The organism is Flavobacterium succinicans, assembly GCF_001662485.1.
GTDB lineage: Bacteria > Bacteroidota > Bacteroidia > Flavobacteriales > Flavobacteriaceae > Flavobacterium > Flavobacterium succinicans_A.
Window position 1 is genome coordinate 1 of record NZ_JMTM01000054.1, and the last position, 1,145, is coordinate 1,145.

1 protein-coding gene is annotated in these 1,145 nt (G+C 32.0%); it reads right to left on the reverse strand.

The genetic code is table 11. The annotated features are described in order from the left end of the window. Window positions 1–185: 185 nt before the first annotated feature. Entirely contained in the window at window positions 186–986 is an 801-nt protein-coding gene (locus tag FLB_RS10250; protein WP_064715876.1) for a hypothetical protein, read from the reverse strand. Window positions 987–1,145: the final 159 nt, after the last annotated feature.

The following is a 1,145-nucleotide window of genomic DNA, read 5'->3' on the forward strand; positions in this document are numbered from 1 at the left end:
AAAAACGTCTGGTTGATGTCGGCTGTGTCTTTTCAACGGAGCTATACACCCTAACGTTCCCGCGCTACAGCGGGTTTGGGACTAAATTTAGCCCATTCTTCGGATTTGCCAAATCATCACAAATACAAAACCAACTTTCCATTAAGCCAATTGCCCAAATCCGTTGTAGCGTGTGTTGGTGGCTGTTATTTTTTCTTATTGTATATGATGTCTTTTGGTATGTGTTTCATTGTTTTAATTGTATTAATTCCTTTTTCAATGTCGTCAGTTATTATTTTTGCAACTGGTATAATTCCTGTTTTCATTGTATAAAATTCATTTTGAAATTTAGCACCAAGTTCATTTACAAAAGACCCAAGAACTTCATCATTTTCAAGTCTGTATGAAGGCGTCCACATACGCCAATCTAATTCACTATTTGGGATTCTAGAAACTTGATTAAGTGTAAAATAAACAAAACCATCAATTTCTGATTCCATATATTTTCTTCCCATAAGATTTGCAATTAGTCCAAGAAACTCATTATTTTGGAGAAAATAATTTCCGTCGTTACATAGTAGGACTAATCCCTTTGCATTGGGAAGTGAAAAGGTTTTTTTTGATTCTTGTATTTGTTTATTTGCTTTATGTAATACCCTGTCTATAGTTTTAGAACAAGCAATAAGTAAATCATTATAGCATTCTTTTGGAAGTTGTTTTGAACCAAGGATAATTTTAAGTTTATCTCCTTTTTTTATTAATTTCTTTTCTTCCCATTTGTCTAAAAAATTAAAAATTCTTGGAATATCTTCTTCATTATTAAACAAATCCTTTTGAAAACATTTTAATTCTGCAATAACATTTTCATTTTTAAATAAATAATCTGCATTTGGTCTGTCAACTAAATTTTGTTCATTATTAGAAATTACTTGTCCTCCAAAATACTCTACATATTCGTTAAAAAAATCTTCTACATTTACAATTTCGGGTCTTTTCAGTTCTTCCATTTCTTATGCTTATTCTGCTTCTTCTTATAATTGCCACCAACGTTCCCGCGCTACACGCGGTTTGGGTCTAAAGTAGCGTTATTTTTCTGATTAGCCAAAACTTCCAAATACAAAACCAACTTTCCATTAAGCCAATTGCCCAAATCCGTTGTAGCGTGT

What these genes read in the sequence shown, in the direction of transcription:
- FLB_RS10250 (WP_064715876.1), bottom strand. Translation starts at nt 986, where the DNA reads ATGGAAGAACTGAAAAGACCCGAAATTGTAAATGTAGAAGATTTTTTT.